Here is a 17,851-nt window from a genome sequence, read left to right on the forward strand (position 1 = left end):
CGATCCGCGAAGGCGGCCGCACTGTCGGCGCCGGCGTTGTGTCGAAAATCACTGAATAATTCGCGCAAGCGAATGATCAGACAGAAAGGGCGTCCCTCGGGGCGCCCTTTTTGTTTGAAATAACGGTGCGGAAACAACACATACTTCTGCCGATGACTTGTTGTTTCTAGTTGTTTGGGACTTCAACAAAATCGCGGATACTGGCGATCATTCTCGTGAAATCTGGTTCGGCCTCAAAGAGCAAGTGGTTCGGGCTGTTCAATTGCACGAATAGTGCATTTGGAATTTTGGACGCCAGCAATTTTCCCTCGGAAAGTGGGGCAACTGCATCTCTATCACTGTGGATGACCAATGTTGGCACGGTGACCTGTGGCAAAAGACCGGACACATTAATATCGTCAAAAAGCGCCCGAAACTGCGCGATGTTTTCCGCAGGGCCACACAGCTTTTGAAACTCGTTGAACCATTGCGTTTCCTCTTTGGTGGCGTCCGGCATGAACATCGTAGTCAGAATCTGTCGTATCGCGGGATTGTCGTTTCCCCAACTGGTACGGATAAGTTGTACGAGGGCCTCGCTTTCTTCAAATTCCATCCTGTTGCCACGTTGTCTTCGCCCACGTGGATATCCACCGCTAAGGATCAGGTGTGAAATTCGCGAAGGGTGGCGGAGTGCGTATGCGACAGACACAGATGCGCCTTGCGACAATCCCAGTATTGCGACTTTTTCAAAGCCGTAAGCGTCGACCACCACTTCCATATCGTCGACCATTCGGTCGAAACTAATGTCAACATTGGCCCATTGCGACAGGCCGTTGCCACGCTGATCATACCGAATTAAAGAAAAATTTTGCGACAGGTGTCGAATATAGTCGCCATACGCTGGATTCTGCCAGTCTTGTTCCAGATGTGTCATCCAACTCCCGGAAATTAGCAATGGGTAACCCTCACCCGATGCCGTGTGTGCGATGGATGTGCCGTCATATGATTGGCAGAACTTTACTGTCGGCAATGTGTCCGGTTGAAGATTTCGGCGTCGGTGAAATGAAGATATGTCTTCGCCAGACTGAACAGAGATCTGACCGATCAAACGGAAACCGCGCCGCCCCACCGTTTCTATGTATTGCGAGTCTTTAGCCTTGTCGCCAAGCGCTTTTCGAATTTCAAAAATATACTCTCGTACCAGATCCGGGCTCACGTGCAGGTCTTTCCAGACTGCGTGAAGTATCTCCTCGCGAGACAACACAACGCCGGGTTTGGCTACCAAAAGAGCTAAAATATCGGTCGCCTTCGGAGACAGCGACGCATTTCCCTGTTCCGATGACAGCTTGCCATCGTTCAGATTCAGCACCCATTGCCCCATGCACGCCTCCAACGCGATCTCTCAAACTCAACGATAAAACAACGATAAGTCAACGGCATCGGTCCTCTGCCAAGGGTAAACTGAATTGCTAGATCAATCAGGATAAAAACGATGCCACATATCTCGACGAACAATTCGAGCCGAAACCTTACAATTAGTGAGAGTACGACGAAAGCTGAGGCGGCAGTATTGGTGCTACAACTTGCAACCCAACTGGAAGAGGAAATTTGTCTGGCGTTGTTGGAAGGTAATGTTGCCTTGGCACAGCGTTTGGCCTTGCCACAAGCTCGCTTGAAACAGCTGGGACAGGTTCTTCAATAGATGCTTCTGTTTCGAAATTTGCTTTTCGCTGGGAATCGCTGATACTGAAAGGCATACCTCATGGGCTTGGGTCAATTACCCCTTGCCAAACCACACCAACCCCACTAATACGCGCGAGTTCTCGACAAGAACGTCAAGGCGGGGTGATTCCCGCCTTTTGGGTTCGAAGAGGGTTGGCGATGCGCGTCTGTCCTCCTCTCAACCTCAACGCCTAAAAAAGGCTGTTAATATGCAAAGCCAAAACATCCGTATTCGGCTGAAGGCATTTGACTATCGCGTTCTGGATGCCAGCACGCAAGAGATCGTCAACACTGCCAAGCGGACCGGCGCGAACGTGCGCGGCCCGATCCCGCTGCCGAACAAGATTGAGAAGTTCACGGTTCTCCGTGGCCCTCACGTTGACAAGAAATCCCGCGACCAGTTCGAGATCCGTACGCACAAGCGTCTGCTCGACATCGTTGATCCGACCCCCCAGACCGTTGACGCGCTGATGAAGCTCGACCTCGCTGCTGGTGTGGACGTCGAGATCAAGCTGCAGTCGTAAGATCGGAGGGTATAGATTATGCGCTCTGGTATTATCGCAAAAAAAGTTGGCATGACCCGCCTGTTCATGGAAGACGGCAAGCAGATCCCTGTGACCGTTCTTCACCTGGACAACCTGCAGGTTGTTGCACAGCGCACCGCTGACAAAGACGGCTACACCGCCGTTCAGCTGGGTGCTGGTGCTGCCAAAGCAAAACGCACCTCGAAAGCCATGCGCGGTCACTATGCCGCTGCAAAGGTTGAGCCCAAGCGCAAGCTGGCCGAGTTCCGCGTATCCGAAGATGGCCTGATCGAAGTAGGTGCTGAGATTTCGGCAGAACACTTCCTGGAAGGACAGAAAGTTGACGTTTCGGGTACCTCGATCGGTAAAGGCTTTGCCGGTGCGATGAAGCGTTGGAACTTTGGTGGTCTGCGCGCCTCGCACGGTGTTTCGATCAGCCACCGTTCGCACGGTTCGACCGGTCAGTGTCAGGACCCGGGCAAGGTTTTCAAAGGTAAGAAGATGGCCGGTCACATGGGTGCTGCCCGTGTAACCACCCAGAACCTGGAGGTCGTCAAAACCGACGCCGACCGTGGTCTGGTCTTCATCAAAGGCGCCGTTCCCGGACCGAAATCGGGCTGGGTCACCGTCAAGGACGCCGTGAAGAAGAAAGCTCCGGAAGGTCTGCCTTTCCCGGCTGCTGTGAAATCGGCTGCAACCGAAGCACCTGCGGAAGAAGCTCTCGCGGAAGGTGGTGAAGCATGAAACTTGATGTAATCAAACTGGACGGCGGCAAAGCCGGTGACATCGAGCTGAACGCCGATCTGTTCGGTCTCGAGCCGCGTGCAGACATTCTGCACCGTGTGGTCCGTTGGCAGCGCAACAACGCGCAGGCCGGCACCCACAAGGTCAAGACCCGCTCGGAAACCAGCTACTCGACCAAGAAGATCTATCGCCAGAAGGGCACCGGTGGCGCACGCCATGGTGACCGTAACGCGCCGATCTTCCGCAAGGGTGGTATCTACAAGGGCCCGACCCCGCGTTCGCACGGCCACGACCTGCCCAAGAAGTTCCGCAAGCTTGGCCTGCGCCACGCTTTGTCGGCCAAAGCCAAGGCAGGTGAACTGGTTGTGATCGAGAACGCCGAAGCCGAAGGCAAGACCGCCGCTCTGGCCAAACAGGTTGCAAACCTGGGCTGGAAACGCGCTCTGGTCATCGACGGCGCGACCGTGAACGAAGGGTTCCTGAAAGCGTCCAAAAACATCGAAGGTCTGGATATCCTGCCGTCGATGGGCGCAAACGTCTATGACATCCTCAAGCGTGACACTCTGGTGCTCACCAAAGCGGCTGTCGAAGCACTGGAGGCTCGTCTGAAATGAGCGCGAAGGCAGAACACTACGACGTGATCCGCAAGCCGATCATCACCGAGAAGTCGACCATGGCGTCCGAAAACGGCGCGGTTGTCTTTGAAGTGGCGATCGACAGCAACAAGCCGCAGATCAAAGAGGCCGTTGAGGCGCTGTTTGGTGTGAAGGTCAAAGCGGTGAACACCACCGTGACCAAAGGCAAGGTCAAGCGGTTCCGCGGCCAGCTGGGTCGTCGGAAAGACGTCAAAAAAGCATATGTGACCCTGGAAGAGGGCAACACAATCGACGTGAGCACCGGTCTTTGATCCGACGCTTACTGCGACTATTCACGGCCTCGGCGGTTCAACCCGCCGGGGCCGATTTCGTTTCAGACCCTGAAACTGTGCGTGCGCAGGTGCTGGAGCAGATGCGGGCGTTCAGTGCCGAGCCCTATTTCCAGATTGCCGATGAGAAGCTAGGGCTGCTGTCGGTGTTCGATGATCTGAAATACGACCGGGCAGATGTGGACATGATCTCTCCGGCGATGCGTCACCATGTGGTCGGCAAGCTTGGCCCCTTGGGCTTCCGGCAGACCTCCGGCACCGTGCTGGAGCACGCCGAGGCCGATATGCGGGGGCATATCCCTAAGTTCCACGCACTCGGCGCGTCGCCTTTCGACATTGCGCGCTATACCGAGAAACGCCCGCAAGACTACTGTCTGCTGACGCCCACGCAGGTGGCTTGTCAGTACGTGGATCACTATGAGTTGGACGACGCGGTTCAGCGGATTGAGGCGTTGATTGCGAAGCACCCGATCAACCTGCTCAAACTGGCGGATTATCTGGAAGGCAAATCCAAACACCGCGCCTTTCGCGAGGTGCTGGGGCATATCAAGCTCAAGCAGCGGATCGCGGTGGAGTCCGAGCCGCTGTGCCGCAGGCGATCCCTCGGATAAGAGCGCAAGCCGCGCTGGATAAAATGTCTTGAATCCAGTAGCTGAGTTCAAGTGAAAAGCATTGGCTACGGCCCCGCTATTGGCAATCTAAATTGACCTTGAGAACGGGACGCGACACGACGTTTCCATCCGTATTTGAATTCAAGATTGGGCGATGATCCGTTTAGTTGGAAGTATGCAGCTTTTCTTAAAACGCCGGAGCGGTTTAATGTGTAGTAAGGGCTCAGGAAAGGTACTTGTAAAATCTTTGTGAGCACCCATGCAGTTGATATTAGTTAATTTAAGGGGTCAAAAAATACCATTATTTGCGCTCGCGATTCCTGTCCTTCATTCTTCCGGGGCATGGATCGCCTATGCAGGAACAGGTTATTTAGCGGGGACACTTTCAAGCACTTGGATTGGGGCATTTGTATTAGGAAATGCTTCTTGGCTGGCTGGGGCTGGCCTAATTTCATCTGCTGCGATTGCCTCTGCGACAGGCGTGTTGTCTGGAATAGGGGCTGGAGCGGCTTCCGCGATTGGCGTGGGTCTTTCTTCTGTTGGATTAGGTGGTGTGGCTTCTTGGTTGGGCGTAGCGCCCGTTACTACGTTTTTGGGGCTTACACCTGTAGGTTGGGCAGTTGCTGGGTCGGTGACGGCCGTAGTAGGAATTGGCACAGTCCTTACCCGGAGTACCATTAAGCGTATCAATATAGAGCGGGAAAAGGGTGGGCTACAGCCAACGAGTCTATTGCAGATAATCAGAGAGGTTCGGCAATTCGAGGCTGACTCCATGCTCCGTGTTTTGAAGCAGATAGCCAACGAAAATTCTGATGTAAAATTGTCCGAAGATCAGACAAGCGCGACTTTTTCGGGGGTGGCGTATTCTCTGACTCGCCTTCGATATATTGTCAATGAAGATGGATCAGAAGAAATCGTATTCGTAACTAGAGCTGGCGAGCGAAAGCGAGTGTTTCTTGTGTGTGGTCCTACGGGTGATCCTTCATTAGTTTGATATTGGGCAAAAAGCTTTCAGTCCAAGTGTGAATTGTGTAACGGGCAGCACGTTCAAAGAATGCCTTGTTCCCCTATAGACACCCACCCCCAACCCTGTTAAACGCTCCCAATCTTGCGGCCTCGGATTCGTTCCGGGGCCTCTGATATTTGTAACCGGGGACCTTCGGGGCCCTATACCCTTGGCACCTACGGGGGCCTATCACATAGCGGGGAAACTCCCTGCACTTGCTAAACGGAAGACAGAAAGCATGGCACTTAAGTCGTACAAGCCGACGACGCCGGGCCAGCGCGGGCTGGTGCTGATCGACCGTTCGGAGCTTTGGAAAGGACGTCCGGTCAAGTCTCTCACTGAGGGTTTGACCAAATCGGGCGGCCGGAACAACACCGGACGGATCACTTCACGCCGCCGCGGCGGTGGCGCAAAGCGTCTCTACCGGATCGTTGACTTCAAACGGAACAAATTTGATGTCGCGGCAACCGTCGAGCGGATCGAATATGACCCGAACCGGACCGCATTCATCGCACTGGTAAAATACGAAGACGGCGAGCAGGCATATATCCTGGCTCCGCAGCGTCTGGCTGTTGGTGACAAAGTCGTGGCTTCGGCCAAGGCAGACATCAAGCCGGGCAACGCAATGCCGTTCTCGGGCATGCCCATTGGTACCATCGTCCACAACATCGAGATGAAGCCTGGTAAAGGCGGTCAGATCGCACGTGCAGCCGGTACATACGCTCAGTTCGTTGGTCGCGATGGCGGCTACGCTCAGATCCGTCTGAGCTCGGGCGAGCTGCGCATGGTTCGTCAGGAATGCATGGCCACCGTCGGTGCCGTGTCCAACCCCGACAACAGCAACCAGAACCTCGGTAAAGCCGGTCGTATGCGCCACAAGGGCGTGCGTCCGTCGGTTCGTGGTGTTGCAATGAACCCGATCGATCACCCGCACGGTGGTGGTGAAGGTCGTACCTCGGGTGGCCGTACACCGGTTACTCCGTGGGGTAAGGACACCAAGGGTAAGCGTACCCGCAACAAGAACAAAGCGTCCCAGAAGCTGATCATCCGCTCGCGGCACGCCAAGAAGAAGGGACGTTAATCTATGTCTCGCTCTGTTTGGAAGGGTCCTTTCGTCGATGCTTACGTGCTGAAAAAAGCCGAAGCAGCGCGCGAGTCGGGCCGCAACGAAGTCATCAAAATCTGGTCGCGTCGTTCCACCATTCTGCCCCAGTTCGTGGGTCTGACATTTGGTGTGTACAACGGCCAGAAACATATCCCCGTCAACGTCTCGGAAGACATGATCGGTCAGAAGTTCGGTGAATACTCGCCGACCCGTACCTATTATGGCCACGCCGCAGACAAAAAAGCGAAGCGGAAGTAAGTCATGGGCAAGGAAAAGAACCCCCGCCGCGTGGCTGAAAACGAAGCAATGGCGAAAACCCGCATGCTTCGCACCAGCCCGCAGAAACTGAACCTGGTTGCGCAAATGATCCGCGGCAAGAAAGTTGAGAAGGCTCTGACCGACCTGACTTTCAGCAACAAGCGTGTCGCGCAGGACGTCAAAAAGTGCCTGCAGTCCGCAATCGCGAATGCCGAAAACAACCACAACCTGGACGTTGACGAGCTGATCGTCGCCGAAGCATGGGTTGGCAAGAACCTGGTCATGAAGCGCGGTCGTCCGCGTGCCCGTGGCCGTTTCGGCAAGATCATGAAGCCGTTCTCGGAGATCACCATCAAGGTGCGTCAAGTTGAGGAGCAAGCCTAATGGGTCATAAAGTAAATCCGATCGGCATGCGCCTGCAGGTCAACCGCACCTGGGACAGCCGCTGGTACGCCGACACCAAGGACTACGGTGATCTTCTGCTGGAAGACCTCAAGATCCGTGAGTTCATCAACAAAGAGTGCAAGCAGGCCGGTGTTGCCCGTGTGATCATCGAACGTCCGCACAAAAAGTGCCGCGTGACGATCCACACCGCACGTCCCGGTGTCATCATCGGCAAGAAAGGTGCAGACATCGAAGTTCTGCGCAAAAAGCTTGCGCGTATGACCGACAGCGAACTGCATCTGAACATCGTCGAAGTGCGCAAGCCCGAGCTTGACGCGCAGCTGGTTGCCGAGTCCATCGCTCAGCAGCTGGAACGTCGTGTTTCGTTCCGTCGTGCAATGAAGCGGTCGGTTCAGAATGCCATGCGCATGGGCGCCCTGGGTATCCGGGTGAACGTAGCTGGTCGTCTGGGCGGCGCTGAAATCGCACGGACCGAGTGGTACCGCGAAGGCCGCGTGCCTCTGCACACCCTGCGTGCCGACATCGATTACGCACATGCCGAAGCGATGACCCCCTATGGGATCATCGGGATCAAGGTCTGGATCTTCAAAGGTGAGATCATGGAGCACGATCCGCAGGCACGTGACCGTAAAGCACAGGAACTCCAGGACGGCCCTGCACCTCGTGGTGCTGGTGGCGGTCGTCGCTAAGGAGGGAAAGATATGCTTCAACCAAAGCGTACTAAATTCCGCAAGATGCACAAAGGCCGGATCAAGGGTCTCGCCAAAGGCGGCTCTGATCTGAACTTTGGCACCTACGGCCTGAAAGCTCTTGAGCCTGAGCGTGTAACTGCACGCCAGATCGAAGCTGCACGTCGTGCCATGACGCGTCACATGAAGCGTCAGGGTCGTGTCTGGATCCGCATCTTCCCCGACACTCCGGTCACGGCCAAGCCGATCGAAGTTCGTATGGGTAAAGGTAAAGGTTCGGTCGACCGCTGGGCCTGCAAGGTCAAGCCTGGCCGCGTGATGTTCGAGATCGACGGCGTTAATGACGACATCGCGCGTGAGGCCCTGCGCCTGGCCGCGATGAAGCTGCCGATCAAGACTCGCGTCGTGGTTCGCGAAGACTGGTAAGCGATCAGGGGGCAACCCCGTTCGTGACAAGATTGACCCCCGTCGGGAAGCCGGCGGGGGTTTTCTGTTGCGCTTGTGAAGTTAAGGGCCGCAAAAACCGTCGACCTCTTCCTATCGCGCCCCTAGGCTGCCCGGTAGAAATGGGAGGGCCCTATGGTTCAGCTGCGCAAAAAGATGTTCATCAAGGAAATCATAACCACCGATCAGTTGGGCCAGCCCTGTGATCCGATAAGCCGGGTTGCAGCTCTGGCGGTGTTCATGAACCCTCTGGCTGGACGGTTCTCGGATGACCTTTCAGAGTTGTTTGAGATTGGTGCGCTTCTTGGCCCGGACCTCGCATCCGAAGCGATATCCCAACTGGACGGTGCGCCGGTATCCTACGGTAAGGCAGCGATCATCGGCGTGAACGGCGATCTTGAACAGGGCGGGGCGGTGATCCACCCCAAACTCGGTGCTCCCATGCGCGCGGCGGCGGGCGGAGGCGAGGCGGTTATCCCCTCGAATGCCAAATTAGGCGCGCCGGGTTGCGCGATTGATCTGCCACTGGGGCATAGAGATAACCCGTGGTCGTTCAACCATTTCGACACTATGACGCTGAACATTCCAGACGCGCCGAAACCGGATGAGATCGTACTGTGCCTCGCCTATGCTGATGGCGGCCGCCCAATTCCCCGCTGTGGCAAAGGACCCGTCAAAAGCTAATCGACTGGCCTTGTAGAAAACACTGCGGTATGCCCGGCCCATGGCACAGATTGAATCACTCTTCGTAACCCGTCTCTACCGCGCGTCTCTTTCCGAGTTCGATCCGAAGATCGACGCTCAGGAATTGGAAAGCTCTTGCCTTGTTATCGCCGAGGATGATGAGGCGGGGCAGGAATGGTGCGAAGAGAACGGCTATCCCGGCTATACCAGTTATGCTTCGCTGACCGACCTGCCGTGGCGGTTCCCGATTTTCGCCGATCTGGTCGCTGCCTTGGATCAGCACGTCGTCGCTTTTGCCAAGGATTTGGAGTTCGATCTGGGTGAGGGCGCGTTGAAGCTGGAAGACCTGTGGATCAACATCCTGCCCGAGGGCGGAATGCATTCCAGCCACCTGCACCCGCACAGCGTAATCTCGGGCACGACCTATGTGGCGATGCCCGAGGGGGCGAGTGCGTTGAAGCTGGAGGATCCCCGCTCGGGTCGCATGATGGCTGCGCCGACGCGCGTTAAAGGCGGGCGGAGGGATTTGCAGCCGTTCATCTATATGAAGCCGCAGGTGGGGGACGTGCTGCTGTGGGAAAGCTGGCTGCGCCACGAGGTGCCGATGAACATGGCCGAGGATGAGCGGATCAGTGTCAGCTTTAACTACAAGTGGGAGTGATGACAGTTACCTCAGGCGCGAGCATTTTTCATTAAACATCCAGATTGTACGTGATCAAGATGAGTTCGAGCACAATACTTCACAAACTCAACAATCTGTATCTTTGGGCCAGGTTCTGGAATCATAGGAGAAAGGTTCGTAGGAATGAGCTTGCCAAGGCTAAAACTCAGAACTCCAACAAGAACCGCCTTTGCGTACTTGGAACAGCAAAAAACGAGGCCTTGAATTTGGCCGAGTGGGTCGAGCACTACGCACAGCAGGGTGCCGACAAAGTATTTCTTATCGATAACGGAAGTACAGACAACTCGATGGAAGTAATTTCGAGCTTCCTAAGTTCTGGTTTCCTAGAAGTTGTCAGTCTCCCCCAAAAACACAAGCAAGTGGCTCATTATTGGAAGGCATTCCAAAAATTTCAGGTTCCGCAGTTGTTTGAGTGGATGTTGGTTGCTGACGTTGATGAGTTTTGGTTCTGCAAAGATGGGGCCAAGCTGGTTGATGCGTTAGAGCAATTTGACGATGTGGACGTTGTTTATGCGAACTGGACGGTCTTTGGTACTTCAGGTCACAAAGAACATCCCAACAGCTTGAGAAAAAATCTGGTCAAACGAAAACCCGGTTTGAGCCCACACAAATGGCGAAAGTACCTTGTGAGGACGTCAGTCCCGAAAAAACTAGGGGATATCGGGGTACACTATGTACGTGGCGCGGATTCATGCCGCACGATCTCTGACAACGAGACCTTCCAGATTAACCACTATCAGTTTCAAAGCCTACATTACTGGCAAAACGTTAAGTTGACTCGGGGAGACGCTGATAAATTCCACCAAGATCACAGTCGAAAACTCCAACATCTCATCGACTTTGATAAACTGTGCACGGAGTTGGACACGCAACTTGCAGATAGACTCCGATCGCTCGAATCGTAAAAGGGCTGGAAGATTGGAGTCTTTCAAACTTCCTCTTGCCACCCAACCCTCAAACCCTTATACGGCGGCATCTTGCGATCTCCCGGCGTTGTCGGGCGATTCGTATGTCTATCATTCATCCACCAGGTCAAAGGTGACCCGTGTACGGGGCCTTCTGGTGTTTTGAGCAAAGGAAAAAGGCGATGAACGCCCAAGAACTGCGTGACAAGACCCCGGACCAGCTCCGCGAGGAACTGGCTAACCTGAAGAAAGAAAGCTTTAACCTGCGCTTTCAACAGGCAACCGGTCAGCTGGAAAACACTGCTGGTATCAAAGCGGCCCGCCGCAACGCTGCCCGCGTCAAAACCATTCTGAACGAAAAGGCCGCTGCTGCGGCATCGGAGGAGTAATCCTATGCCCAAGCGTATCCTGTCCGGCGTGGTAACCAGCGACGCCAACGAGCAAACCGTAACCGTTTCGGTTGAGCGTCGTTTCAAGCACCCGCTGCTGCACAAAACCGTTCGTAAGTCCAAGAAATACCGGGCTCATGACGAAAAGAACGCCTTCAAGGTCGGTGACACAGTCCGCATCATCGAATGCGCGCCGAAATCGAAGACGAAACGTTGGGAAGTTCTGGAGGCGTAAGCCTCCGGGATTTTCCCATTTGTCGAAACCCTGGGGGATCTAATCAGACCAGCCCCCACAGGTCGGGAGAAACCACATGATCCAGATGCAGACCAATCTGGATGTCGCTGACAACTCCGGCGCACGCCGAGTTCAGTGCATCAAGGTCCTGGGTGGTTCCAAGCGTAAATACGCCTCCGTTGGTGACATCATTGTCGTCTCGGTGAAGGAAGCCATCCCGCGCGGCCGCGTAAAGAAAGGTGACGTCCGTAAGGCCGTCGTCGTACGCACCGCCAAGGAAGTCCGTCGCGAAGACGGCACCGCGATCCGTTTTGATCGCAACGCCGCCGTCATCCTGAACAACAACAACGAGCCAGTCGGTACCCGTATCTTTGGCCCCGTTGTTCGCGAACTGCGCGGCAAGAACTTCATGAAAATCATCTCGCTGGCTCCGGAGGTGCTGTAATCATGGCTGCTAAACTCCGCAAAGGCGACAAGGTCGTCGTGCTGGCCGGCAAGGACAAGGGCAAAGAGGGAACCATTTCCTCGGTTGACCCCAAAGCCGGTAAAGCTGTTGTCGAAGGCATCAACATTGCCATCCGTCACACCCGTCAGTCGCAAACTTCGCAAGGTGGTCGTCTGCCTCAGGCAAACCCGATCCAACTGTCGAACCTGGCAATGCTGGACAAAAACGGCAAAGCAACCCGCGTTGGCTTCCGCATGGAAGGTGACAAGAAGGTGCGCTTCGCCAAGACCACAGGGGACGTGATCGATGCTTGATTCCGCAACCTACACCCCGCGTCTGAAAGCTCAGTACGTTGAAACCATCCGTGCCGCTCTGAAAGAAGAGTTCGGCTACAAGAACGACATGCAGCTGCCCAAGCTGGAGAAAATCGTTCTGAACATCGGTTGTGGTGCTGAGGCGGTCAAAGACTCGAAGAAAGCGAAAGCTGCTGTCGAAGATCTGACTGCGATTGCTGGTCAAAAGGCCGTTGCAACCAAGGCGAAGAAGTCGATCGCGGGTTTCCGAGTCCGTGAAGACATGCCGCTGGGCGCGAAAGTGACCCTGCGCGGTGACCGGATGTACGAATTCCTAGATCGTCTGATCACCATCGCGCTGCCGCGCGTTCGTGACTTCCGCGGTGTTAAGCCGTCTTTCGATGGTCAGGGCAACTTTGCCATGGGCATGAAAGAGCACATCGTGTTCCCGGAAATCGACTTCGACAAGGTCGACGAGGTCTGGGGCCTGGATATCGTAATTGCCACCACAGCGAAAACCGACGCTGAAGCGAAGAGCCTGTTGAAAGCATTCAACATGCCGTTCAACGCGTAAGCGCCGGGAGGATTGAGACATGGCTAAAAAAGCAATGATCGAACGCGAAAAGAAGCGCGAACGCCTGGTGGCCAAATATGCCGCAAAGCGTGCCGAGCTGAAAGAAATCGCGAATGACGAGAGCCGCCCGATGGAAGAGCGTTTCAAAGCGCGTCTGAAACTGGCGAAACTGCCGCGCAACAGCTCGGCTACCCGTCTGCACAACCGTTGTCAGCTGACCGGTCGTCCCCACGCTTACTACCGTAAGCTGAAGGTCAGCCGTATCGCGCTGCGCGAGCTGGGTTCTGCTGGTCAGATCCCCGGCATGGTGAAATCGAGCTGGTAAGGGAGACATAGATATGAATGATCCTATCGGCGATATGCTCACCCGTATCCGCAACGCGCAAATGCGCGGCAAGTCCACCGTTTCCACCCCCGCATCCAAGCTGCGTGGCTGGGTTCTGGACGTGCTGGCGGACGAAGGCTACATCCGTGGTTATGAAAAGACGACCGGTGAAAACGGTCATCCGGCCATCGAAATCAGCCTGAAATACTACGAAGGCACCCCTGTCATTCGCGAACTGAAGCGGGTTTCGAAACCCGGTCGTCGTGTCTACATGGGCGTCAATGACATTCCGCAGGTCCGTCAGGGTCTGGGCGTGTCGATTGTCAGCACTCCGAAAGGTGTGATGTCGGACGCAAACGCTCGCTCCAACAATGTTGGCGGCGAAGTGCTCTGCACCGTCTTCTAAGGAGGTCTGCAATGTCTCGTATTGGTAAAAAACCGGTCGAGCTGCCCAGCGGCGTTACCGCCTCTGTGTCTGGCCAGACCATCGAAGTGAAAGGTCCGAAAGGCACCCGCAGCTTCACCGCCACCGACGACGTTACGCTGTCGGTTGAAGACAACGTGGTCAAGATCGACCCCCGTGGCATGTCCAAGCGTGCCCGCCAGCAGTGGGGCATGAGCCGCACCATGGTTGCCAACCTGGTAACCGGTGTGACGACTGGCTTCAAAAAAGAGCTGGAGATCCAGGGTGTTGGTTACCGGGCTCAGATGCAGGGCAACACCCTGAAGCTGAACCTGGGCTACAGCCACGATGTTGATTTCACTGCCCCGGAAGGTGTCACCATCACCGCGCCGAAGCAGACCGAGATCGTTGTGGAAGGTATCGACCAGCAGCAGGTGGGCGAAGTCGCGGCCAAAATCCGCGAATGGCGTCGTCCCGAGCCGTATAAAGGCAAGGGCATCCGCTACAAGGGCGAGTTCATCTTCCGCAAGGAAGGCAAGAAGAAGTAAGGACGCAGACAATGGCAAACAGCAAAAGAACCCTGTTTCTGAAGCGCCGCCTGCGCGTTCGGAACAAACTTCGCAAAGTCAACGCCGGCCGCGTACGCCTGTCGGTTCACCGTTCGAACAAGAACATCAGCGTTCAGCTGATCGACGACGTTCGTGGCGTGACCCTGGCCGCAGCCTCGACCCTGGAAAAAGATCTGGGTGTTGTTGGCAAGAACAACGTCGAAGCGGCCACCAAAGTGGGCGCGGCCATCGCCGAGCGTGCCAAGAAGGCGGGCGTCGAAGAGGCCTATTTCGATCGTGGTGGCTTCCTGTTCCACGGCAAGGTGAAGGCAGTTGCCGACGCCGCGCGTGAAGGTGGTCTGAAGATCTAAGACCTGCGGGCAGCTTGACGGCTGCCCCGATGATCCGGGGGCCCTGACGTTAGTCGGGGCTCACTTGGATTGAAGAAAACGGCGCCGGATGCGCCACATGAGAAAAGGGATGCCAAATGGCAGAACGTGAAAACCGTCGGGGCCGTGGCCGCGACCGTGAAGAAGCACCGGAATTTGCAGATCGTCTGGTCGCAATCAACCGCGTGTCGAAAACCGTAAAAGGTGGTAAGCGCTTTGGCTTCGCCGCTCTGGTGGTTGTCGGCGATCAGAAAGGCCGCGTCGGCTTTGGCAAAGGTAAAGCGAAAGAAGTACCTGAAGCCATCCGTAAGGCGACTGAGCAAGCCAAGCGTCAGATGATCCGCGTGCAACTGCGCGAAGGTCGTACTCTGCACCACGACATCGAGGGCCGTCACGGCGCCGGTAAAGTGGTTATGCGCACCGCACCTGAAGGTACTGGTATCATCGCCGGTGGTCCGATGCGTGCCGTGTTCGAAATGCTGGGCGTTAAGGACGTTGTGTCCAAGTCGCTGGGCTCGCAGAACCCGTACAACATGATCCGCGCCACCATCAACGGCCTGCAGAAAGAGCAGAGCCCGCGTTCGGTTGCCGCACGTCGTGGCAAAAAAGTTGCTGACATCCTGCCCAAGCGGGACGAAGCACCGGCTGAAGCCGAAGCGTAAGGAGTAGCGTACTATGGCAAAAACCATCGTCGTCAAGCAGATCGGCTCCCCGATCCGCCGCCCCGCCGAACAGCGCGCAACCCTGATCGGTCTGGGCCTGAACAAGATGCACCGCACCCGTGAACTGGAGGATACACCTTCTGTCCGCGGCATGGTCAACAAGATCCCGCATCTGGTTGAGATCATCGAAGAACGCGGCTAAGCGCGAGTTCTATCGAACAAAGAAACGCCTCCGATTTTTGGGGGCGTTTTTTTTGTAATATATGTCTGCTTTGAGCCCAATGCGGCAACAGAAGTTTAAAGAAAGCCCTACCTTAAACCCGCCGATTCCTTGAGGCCTTGCCAGACGCATTCAAAATCTGCGATCCTATTATGAGTCGGCTTCACACTATTGAAAATTCCCGGAGGTCCTAATCGGAGGCAATTGGAATGGCTTGTTCCGCGCAAAACAGAAACTGTATTTTGGTGATCATATCTACGTTTTTTCTGGCTTCGGCGAATACTGTAGGCGCGCAAAGTAATGATCCAACCGAATGGTCTAGGACGGAGCCGTTTCCTAACCAAACTGTTTATTATCCAGGAACCGAGGCTCTGGCTCCTGACGAAATGCGAGTTGTCGCCTGTGGCACCGGTATGCCTCAGCCGCGTCTGAAACAAGCTGCGGCATGTTTCTTGGTTGAATTGGGAAATGGCGAAAAGTTTATCTTCGATATGGGAGAGGGATCCTATGAAAGGATCATGGCGCTTGGGATTCCACTGGATCAGCTGGATAAAGTCTTCTTGGGTCATCTGCACCTAGATCATGCTGGCGATTTTCCAGCCTTTTACTTCACCGGTCCCGTAAACAACCGTCTCACGCCTGTTCGCCTTTGGGGGCCCGAAGGCATCAAGCCTGAGTGGGGAACAAAGTCTTGGGCAGATCATATGAAGAAAATGTGGGCATGGGAAGAAGCGACTCGTGGGGCGGCGGTCGACCCCAGAGGGCTGCAACTTGAGGTTAACGAATTCGATTGGAAAATCGTAAATAACGTCATTTTTGACGAAAACGGTGTTCAGGTCAGAACCCTGCCAGCCATACATGGCGAACAATCAGTTAGTTTTCTACTTGAATGGAGCGGTCTGAAGTTTGCTTTTTCATCCGACACTCTTCCTACGCGATGGTGGAGAGAGCATGCAGCAGGTGCGGACCTTGCAATTCACGAGTGCTTCACCCCTCCAGATTTCATGATCGAGAAATATGGGTTTGCCCCTTCCGAAGCAATTTTTGTTGGTTCTCAAGGGCACACTTCCGCGCAAGCATTCGGCAAGATTATGTCCGAAACGGAACCAAGATTGGCGGTTTGCTACCACTTCCAAAACGATCATGACATTGCGCTGGCCGTCTATTCAGCAATTCGAGAGACATATGATGGGCCATTGGACTTGGCGGCTGATTTCATGACCTGGAATGTAACCAAAGATAGTATTCGTACTCGTCAAGGAGTGCCCAATGAAGAGTCTTTCCCGGCACCGGTACAAATGCCCAAGCAACCGCCTGACTCAGCTGCAGAGTTCCCGTTCTCCGAATTTGATCTCGAGAGCATGGACCTCGGGGCAGCAGAAGCTACAAACGAAATGATCAGGGCATTCAACGAACGCACAGGGAATGACGAGGTCGGAGCTTATACAAGCATTCCCTTCCAAGAGTGAATAAGGCGTCGGAGCACCCCAAAGAATTGCAAGTTGCAAGGTCAGCTTTGTCCGCAAAGCGGATCGTGTCTTAAGTAGTGCCAAGCACCCAATTACTGGGCCATTCCGCCAACGCATACCGGATAGACCGAAACATCCGTTGTTAGCGATACCCGTCCTCCTTATCTGAGCCCTGTCCCAAACAGGAACGCAAACAGTCACTCGGGGAATTCGCCTCGGGCTTAGAAAGGAAACGAACCATGGCACATACAGCAACATTTACTCGCGAAGGCTTTGGCCTGACCGCCCGCATCACAGCGCTCGTTGCGCGCATCAAAGAGGGTTTTGCCCTGCGCACCGAGTACAATCGCACCTATGCAGAGCTGCAAAGCCTGTCTGATCGGGAACTGAACGACATCGGTGTGCGTCGCTGTGATATCAAAGACATCGCGCGTGAGCACACTTACTGCTCGTAAAACTACCACCACTCACTGATGAAGGGGCGCCAAATTGGCGCCTCTTTTGGTTTTTGGGGGTGTGATACAACAAACCTTGCATCCAGCGGGACAAAGCTGTAGAGCGCTCCGGTGGATTTGTGTCCACGAGAATCAAAACCAAGAAATGCCGTGTTTGGCCCATCACGCTTCGGGGGTCACATCCGGCTAAGGAGAAGCGATATGAAACTGCACGAATTGCGCGACAATGCTGGCGCCGCCCCGAAACGCACCCGCGTTGGCCGTGGTCCGGGTTCCGGCAAAGGTAAAATGGGTGGCCGTGGTATCAAAGGCCAGAAATCCCGTTCGGGTGTGGCCATCAACGGCTACGAAGGTGGCCAGATGCCGCTGTACCAGCGCCTGCCCAAGCGTGGCTTCAATAAGCCGAACCGCAAGAAATTCGCCGTAATCAACCTGGGTCTGATCCAGAAATTCGTCGACGCCGGCAAGCTGGACGCCAAAGCAGCAATCACCGAGGATGCGCTGGTTGCATCCGGTCTGGTGCGTCGCAAGCTAGACGGTATCCGCGTTCTGGCCAAAGGCGAAATCAGCACCAAAGTAAACCTGGAAGTAACCGGTGCTTCGAAATCTGCCGTTGAGGCAGTTGAGAAAGCGGGCGGTTCACTGACGGTCACAAAAGCCGCTGCGGCAGAGTAAGCGCTTGTGAGCGGGCCAAGACCCGCTTACATAGACTTCAGAGTTTTCCAAGACGCCGCCCGAGCCGGAAAACGGTTCCGGGCGGT

General features: G+C 55.1%; 30 protein-coding genes. 29 read left to right on the top strand and 1 reads right to left on the bottom strand.

Features of this window, described 5'->3' with window-relative positions:
- Positions 1–166 precede the first annotated feature (166 nt).
- On the bottom strand, positions 167–1,360 hold the full coding sequence (locus GOV79_RS16050) for an alpha/beta hydrolase (protein WP_170790515.1): 1,194 nt from the start codon (positions 1,358–1,360) through the stop codon (positions 167–169).
- A gap of 111 nt (positions 1,361–1,471) precedes the next feature.
- Here GOV79_RS16050 and GOV79_RS16055 point away from each other — a divergent pair, with 111 nt between their 5' ends.
- From GOV79_RS16055 to rplO, 29 genes are all read left to right on the top strand, one after another.
- On the top strand, positions 1,472–1,681 hold the full coding sequence (locus tag GOV79_RS16055) for a hypothetical protein (RefSeq protein ID WP_170773613.1): 210 nt from the start codon (positions 1,472–1,474) through the stop codon (positions 1,679–1,681).
- A 229-nt stretch (positions 1,682–1,910) separates the two neighbouring features.
- Complete coding sequence (gene rpsJ, locus GOV79_RS16060) at positions 1,911–2,225, top strand: 30S ribosomal protein S10 (protein WP_008756422.1); 315 nt, start codon at positions 1,911–1,913, stop codon at positions 2,223–2,225.
- 18 nt (positions 2,226–2,243) lie between these two features.
- Entirely contained in the window at positions 2,244–2,969 is a 726-nt protein-coding gene (gene rplC, locus GOV79_RS16065) for a 50S ribosomal protein L3 (RefSeq protein ID WP_170790516.1), read from the top strand.
- Positions 2,966–3,583, top strand: a complete 618-nt coding sequence (rplD, locus tag GOV79_RS16070) for a 50S ribosomal protein L4 (RefSeq protein WP_068340788.1) — start codon at positions 2,966–2,968, stop codon at positions 3,581–3,583. Before rplC ends, rplD begins: the two co-directional genes overlap by 4 nt.
- Entirely contained in the window at positions 3,580–3,876 is a 297-nt protein-coding gene (locus GOV79_RS16075; RefSeq protein WP_008757532.1) for a 50S ribosomal protein L23, read from the top strand. Before rplD ends, GOV79_RS16075 begins: the two co-directional genes overlap by 4 nt.
- Complete coding sequence (locus tag GOV79_RS16080; protein ID WP_170790517.1) at positions 3,873–4,505, top strand: hypothetical protein; 633 nt, start codon at positions 3,873–3,875, stop codon at positions 4,503–4,505. The genes GOV79_RS16075 and GOV79_RS16080 overlap by 4 nt, the downstream gene beginning before the upstream one ends.
- A gap of 259 nt (positions 4,506–4,764) precedes the next feature.
- Positions 4,765–5,499, top strand: a complete 735-nt coding sequence (locus GOV79_RS16085; protein WP_170790518.1) for a hypothetical protein — start codon at positions 4,765–4,767, stop codon at positions 5,497–5,499.
- Positions 5,500–5,749: 250 nt separating this feature from the next.
- On the top strand, positions 5,750–6,592 hold the full coding sequence (gene rplB, locus GOV79_RS16090; protein ID WP_008757664.1) for a 50S ribosomal protein L2: 843 nt from the start codon (positions 5,750–5,752) through the stop codon (positions 6,590–6,592).
- 3 nt (positions 6,593–6,595) lie between these two features.
- A complete protein-coding gene (rpsS, locus tag GOV79_RS16095; protein WP_005980699.1) occupies positions 6,596–6,874 on the top strand; it encodes a 30S ribosomal protein S19 in 279 nt (92 codons plus the stop codon).
- 3 nt (positions 6,875–6,877) lie between these two features.
- Positions 6,878–7,258 carry a 50S ribosomal protein L22 gene (gene rplV, locus GOV79_RS16100; protein ID WP_039538267.1) on the top strand — a complete coding sequence of 127 codons (381 nt, stop codon included), beginning with the start codon at positions 6,878–6,880 and terminating at the stop codon, positions 7,256–7,258.
- Positions 7,258–7,968, top strand: a complete 711-nt coding sequence (rpsC, locus tag GOV79_RS16105; protein ID WP_008758042.1) for a 30S ribosomal protein S3 — start codon at positions 7,258–7,260, stop codon at positions 7,966–7,968. The genes rplV and rpsC overlap by 1 nt, the downstream gene beginning before the upstream one ends.
- A 12-nt stretch (positions 7,969–7,980) precedes the next feature.
- Positions 7,981–8,394, top strand: a complete 414-nt coding sequence (gene rplP, locus GOV79_RS16110) for a 50S ribosomal protein L16 (RefSeq protein WP_058283513.1) — start codon at positions 7,981–7,983, stop codon at positions 8,392–8,394.
- Between the two features lie 153 nt (positions 8,395–8,547).
- On the top strand, positions 8,548–9,096 hold the full coding sequence (locus tag GOV79_RS16115; protein WP_170790519.1) for an amino acid synthesis family protein: 549 nt from the start codon (positions 8,548–8,550) through the stop codon (positions 9,094–9,096).
- A 40-nt stretch (positions 9,097–9,136) separates the two neighbouring features.
- A complete protein-coding gene (locus GOV79_RS16120) occupies positions 9,137–9,757 on the top strand; it encodes a 2OG-Fe(II) oxygenase family protein (protein WP_170790520.1) in 621 nt (206 codons plus the stop codon).
- Between the two features lie 59 nt (positions 9,758–9,816).
- The gene (locus GOV79_RS16125) at positions 9,817–10,683 is read left to right on the top strand and encodes a glycosyltransferase family 92 protein (protein ID WP_170790521.1); all 867 of its coding nucleotides are present in this window, start codon (positions 9,817–9,819) and stop codon (positions 10,681–10,683) included.
- 182 nt (positions 10,684–10,865) lie between these two features.
- On the top strand, positions 10,866–11,072 hold the full coding sequence (rpmC, locus tag GOV79_RS16130; protein WP_010437082.1) for a 50S ribosomal protein L29: 207 nt from the start codon (positions 10,866–10,868) through the stop codon (positions 11,070–11,072).
- Between the two features lie 4 nt (positions 11,073–11,076).
- Positions 11,077–11,307: a 30S ribosomal protein S17 gene (rpsQ, locus tag GOV79_RS16135; RefSeq protein ID WP_152459158.1), complete on the top strand. Its 231-nt coding sequence runs from the start codon at positions 11,077–11,079 to the stop codon at positions 11,305–11,307.
- Positions 11,308–11,383: 76 nt separating this feature from the next.
- The gene (gene rplN, locus GOV79_RS16140) at positions 11,384–11,752 is read left to right on the top strand and encodes a 50S ribosomal protein L14 (protein WP_008757934.1); all 369 of its coding nucleotides are present in this window, start codon (positions 11,384–11,386) and stop codon (positions 11,750–11,752) included.
- A 2-nt stretch (positions 11,753–11,754) separates the two neighbouring features.
- On the top strand, positions 11,755–12,066 hold the full coding sequence (gene rplX / locus GOV79_RS16145; protein ID WP_170790522.1) for a 50S ribosomal protein L24: 312 nt from the start codon (positions 11,755–11,757) through the stop codon (positions 12,064–12,066).
- Positions 12,059–12,619: a 50S ribosomal protein L5 gene (gene rplE / locus GOV79_RS16150; RefSeq protein WP_170755578.1), complete on the top strand. Its 561-nt coding sequence runs from the start codon at positions 12,059–12,061 to the stop codon at positions 12,617–12,619. The genes rplX and rplE overlap by 8 nt, the downstream gene beginning before the upstream one ends.
- A 19-nt stretch (positions 12,620–12,638) precedes the next feature.
- Positions 12,639–12,944 (top strand): 30S ribosomal protein S14, encoded by a 306-nt coding sequence (gene rpsN, locus GOV79_RS16155; RefSeq protein WP_068340744.1) that lies wholly within the window; start codon positions 12,639–12,641, stop codon positions 12,942–12,944.
- A 13-nt stretch (positions 12,945–12,957) separates the two neighbouring features.
- Positions 12,958–13,350, top strand: coding sequence for a 30S ribosomal protein S8 (rpsH, locus tag GOV79_RS16160; protein ID WP_068340741.1), 393 nt, complete (start codon positions 12,958–12,960; stop codon positions 13,348–13,350).
- A gap of 11 nt (positions 13,351–13,361) precedes the next feature.
- Positions 13,362–13,895: a 50S ribosomal protein L6 gene (rplF, locus tag GOV79_RS16165; RefSeq protein ID WP_170456135.1), complete on the top strand. Its 534-nt coding sequence runs from the start codon at positions 13,362–13,364 to the stop codon at positions 13,893–13,895.
- Between the two features lie 11 nt (positions 13,896–13,906).
- Positions 13,907–14,266 (top strand): 50S ribosomal protein L18, encoded by a 360-nt coding sequence (rplR, locus tag GOV79_RS16170; RefSeq protein WP_170356678.1) that lies wholly within the window; start codon positions 13,907–13,909, stop codon positions 14,264–14,266.
- 116 nt (positions 14,267–14,382) lie between these two features.
- Complete coding sequence (gene rpsE / locus GOV79_RS16175) at positions 14,383–14,946, top strand: 30S ribosomal protein S5 (RefSeq protein WP_170356677.1); 564 nt, start codon at positions 14,383–14,385, stop codon at positions 14,944–14,946.
- 13 nt (positions 14,947–14,959) lie between these two features.
- Positions 14,960–15,148, top strand: coding sequence for a 50S ribosomal protein L30 (gene rpmD, locus GOV79_RS16180; protein WP_074736195.1), 189 nt, complete (start codon positions 14,960–14,962; stop codon positions 15,146–15,148).
- 227 nt (positions 15,149–15,375) lie between these two features.
- Positions 15,376–16,635 carry a guanitoxin biosynthesis MBL fold metallo-hydrolase GntH gene (gntH, locus tag GOV79_RS16185; RefSeq protein WP_170790523.1) on the top strand — a complete coding sequence of 420 codons (1,260 nt, stop codon included), beginning with the start codon at positions 15,376–15,378 and terminating at the stop codon, positions 16,633–16,635.
- 239 nt (positions 16,636–16,874) lie between these two features.
- On the top strand, positions 16,875–17,090 hold the full coding sequence (locus GOV79_RS16190; protein WP_170773626.1) for a DUF1127 domain-containing protein: 216 nt from the start codon (positions 16,875–16,877) through the stop codon (positions 17,088–17,090).
- Positions 17,091–17,291: 201 nt separating this feature from the next.
- The gene (gene rplO / locus GOV79_RS16195; RefSeq protein WP_170790524.1) at positions 17,292–17,765 is read left to right on the top strand and encodes a 50S ribosomal protein L15; all 474 of its coding nucleotides are present in this window, start codon (positions 17,292–17,294) and stop codon (positions 17,763–17,765) included.
- The last annotated feature ends 86 nt before the right edge of the window (positions 17,766–17,851 follow it).

The organism is Ruegeria lacuscaerulensis (assembly GCF_013034745.1).
Lineage (GTDB): Bacteria > Pseudomonadota > Alphaproteobacteria > Rhodobacterales > Rhodobacteraceae > Ruegeria > Ruegeria lacuscaerulensis_B.

Excerpts from the sequence above, each read along its gene's own strand:
- GOV79_RS16125 (WP_170790521.1), top strand. The coding sequence starts at position 9,817 with ATGAGTTCGAGCACAATACTTCACAAACTCAACAATCTGTATCTTTGG.
- rplN (WP_008757934.1), top strand. The coding sequence starts at position 11,384 with ATGATCCAGATGCAGACCAATCTGGATGTCGCTGACAACTCCGGCGCA.
- GOV79_RS16050 (WP_170790515.1), bottom strand. The coding sequence starts at position 1,360 with ATGGGGCAATGGGTGCTGAATCTGAACGATGGCAAGCTGTCATCGGAA.
- gntH (WP_170790523.1), top strand. The coding sequence starts at position 15,376 with ATGGCTTGTTCCGCGCAAAACAGAAACTGTATTTTGGTGATCATATCT.
- rplD (WP_068340788.1), top strand. The coding sequence starts at position 2,966 with ATGAAACTTGATGTAATCAAACTGGACGGCGGCAAAGCCGGTGACATC.
- rplR (WP_170356678.1), top strand. The coding sequence starts at position 13,907 with ATGGCAAACAGCAAAAGAACCCTGTTTCTGAAGCGCCGCCTGCGCGTT.
- rpsJ (WP_008756422.1), top strand. The coding sequence starts at position 1,911 with ATGCAAAGCCAAAACATCCGTATTCGGCTGAAGGCATTTGACTATCGC.
- rplC (WP_170790516.1), top strand. The coding sequence starts at position 2,244 with ATGCGCTCTGGTATTATCGCAAAAAAAGTTGGCATGACCCGCCTGTTC.
- GOV79_RS16115 (WP_170790519.1), top strand. The coding sequence starts at position 8,548 with ATGGTTCAGCTGCGCAAAAAGATGTTCATCAAGGAAATCATAACCACC.
- rplE (WP_170755578.1), top strand. The coding sequence starts at position 12,059 with ATGCTTGATTCCGCAACCTACACCCCGCGTCTGAAAGCTCAGTACGTT.
- rplB (WP_008757664.1), top strand. The coding sequence starts at position 5,750 with ATGGCACTTAAGTCGTACAAGCCGACGACGCCGGGCCAGCGCGGGCTG.
- GOV79_RS16075 (WP_008757532.1), top strand. The coding sequence starts at position 3,580 with ATGAGCGCGAAGGCAGAACACTACGACGTGATCCGCAAGCCGATCATC.
- rpmC (WP_010437082.1), top strand. The coding sequence starts at position 10,866 with ATGAACGCCCAAGAACTGCGTGACAAGACCCCGGACCAGCTCCGCGAG.
- rpsH (WP_068340741.1), top strand. The coding sequence starts at position 12,958 with ATGAATGATCCTATCGGCGATATGCTCACCCGTATCCGCAACGCGCAA.
- rpsE (WP_170356677.1), top strand. The coding sequence starts at position 14,383 with ATGGCAGAACGTGAAAACCGTCGGGGCCGTGGCCGCGACCGTGAAGAA.
- rpsQ (WP_152459158.1), top strand. The coding sequence starts at position 11,077 with ATGCCCAAGCGTATCCTGTCCGGCGTGGTAACCAGCGACGCCAACGAG.
- GOV79_RS16120 (WP_170790520.1), top strand. The coding sequence starts at position 9,137 with ATGGCACAGATTGAATCACTCTTCGTAACCCGTCTCTACCGCGCGTCT.
- rplV (WP_039538267.1), top strand. The coding sequence starts at position 6,878 with ATGGGCAAGGAAAAGAACCCCCGCCGCGTGGCTGAAAACGAAGCAATG.
- rplP (WP_058283513.1), top strand. The coding sequence starts at position 7,981 with ATGCTTCAACCAAAGCGTACTAAATTCCGCAAGATGCACAAAGGCCGG.
- rpsN (WP_068340744.1), top strand. The coding sequence starts at position 12,639 with ATGGCTAAAAAAGCAATGATCGAACGCGAAAAGAAGCGCGAACGCCTG.
- rpsS (WP_005980699.1), top strand. The coding sequence starts at position 6,596 with ATGTCTCGCTCTGTTTGGAAGGGTCCTTTCGTCGATGCTTACGTGCTG.
- rplF (WP_170456135.1), top strand. The coding sequence starts at position 13,362 with ATGTCTCGTATTGGTAAAAAACCGGTCGAGCTGCCCAGCGGCGTTACC.
- GOV79_RS16055 (WP_170773613.1), top strand. The coding sequence starts at position 1,472 with ATGCCACATATCTCGACGAACAATTCGAGCCGAAACCTTACAATTAGT.
- GOV79_RS16085 (WP_170790518.1), top strand. The coding sequence starts at position 4,765 with ATGCAGTTGATATTAGTTAATTTAAGGGGTCAAAAAATACCATTATTT.
- rpmD (WP_074736195.1), top strand. The coding sequence starts at position 14,960 with ATGGCAAAAACCATCGTCGTCAAGCAGATCGGCTCCCCGATCCGCCGC.
- rplO (WP_170790524.1), top strand. The coding sequence starts at position 17,292 with ATGAAACTGCACGAATTGCGCGACAATGCTGGCGCCGCCCCGAAACGC.
- GOV79_RS16190 (WP_170773626.1), top strand. The coding sequence starts at position 16,875 with ATGGCACATACAGCAACATTTACTCGCGAAGGCTTTGGCCTGACCGCC.
- rplX (WP_170790522.1), top strand. The coding sequence starts at position 11,755 with ATGGCTGCTAAACTCCGCAAAGGCGACAAGGTCGTCGTGCTGGCCGGC.
- rpsC (WP_008758042.1), top strand. The coding sequence starts at position 7,258 with ATGGGTCATAAAGTAAATCCGATCGGCATGCGCCTGCAGGTCAACCGC.